Origin of the sequence: Stenotrophomonas geniculata ATCC 19374 = JCM 13324, from assembly GCF_001431625.1 — a bacterium.
Taxonomy (GTDB): domain Bacteria; phylum Pseudomonadota; class Gammaproteobacteria; order Xanthomonadales; family Xanthomonadaceae; genus Stenotrophomonas; species Stenotrophomonas geniculata.
Genome location: NZ_LLXT01000061.1, coordinates 1 through 783 on the forward strand (window position 1 = coordinate 1; position 783 = coordinate 783).

Consider the following 783-nt stretch of genomic DNA (forward strand, 5'->3'; position numbering starts at 1 on the left):
TGCGCACCGGTGCGCATGAATGGGTGATCGGGTTCGGCGAGCGCAGGATGATCGATGGCATCGACATCGCGCCGCGCAACGACAAGAACTGGAAGCACGGCCAGGTACGCGATTACGAGGTCTACCTGGGCGACAGCAACGGCGAGTGGGGCGAGCCGATCGCGCGTGGCCGCCTGCTGTTGAAGGAAGGCGTGCAGCGCATCGCGTTCCCGGCCCATGCCGGCCGCCTGCTGCGCTTCCGCGTGTTGAGCGTGCAGAACCCGGAAGGCGACGGTGCCAGCAGCACCGATCCGATGGTCACCGCCGCTCAGGGCAGTGCCCGCGCCTTCGATGCACTGCAGCCGCGCGACGTCGGCCCGATCGCCTTGTCCACCTTCCACATTCTTGAACACCAGGAACCGGAGCGACCGGCCCGGCAGCGCTATCTCTCCGAGCTGCCGGTGCCGGCCGCGCTGGCCAGCCAGGTGCGCGCCGACCAGTCGTTCCGTGGCGATGCCGGCATGCGCATGAACGGCCTGCAGTTCCGCCGTGGCCTGGGCGTCGGCGCCAACAGCCGCATCGACCTGCGCCTGCAGGGCGGCTGGCACCTGCTGCGTGCCGACCTCGGCATCGACGACGCCTGCCGTAGTGCCGGTGGCCTGCAGTTCCAGGTCTGGGGTGACAACCGCCTGCTGTGCGACAGCGGCCTGGTGAAGGCACCCGGCGTGGTCAAGCCGGAGCTGGACATCCGTGGCCTTTCCACCCTGAGCCTGCGCACGCTGGGTGCGCAGGCTCAGGGTGGAA

General features: G+C 69.2%; 1 protein-coding gene. It reads left to right on the forward strand.

Translation table 11 applies throughout. From position 1 onward, the window contains the following. A partial coding sequence (locus ARC63_RS03460) for an NPCBM/NEW2 domain-containing protein (RefSeq protein WP_231298565.1) occupies positions 1–783 on the forward strand: 783 nt, incomplete at both ends.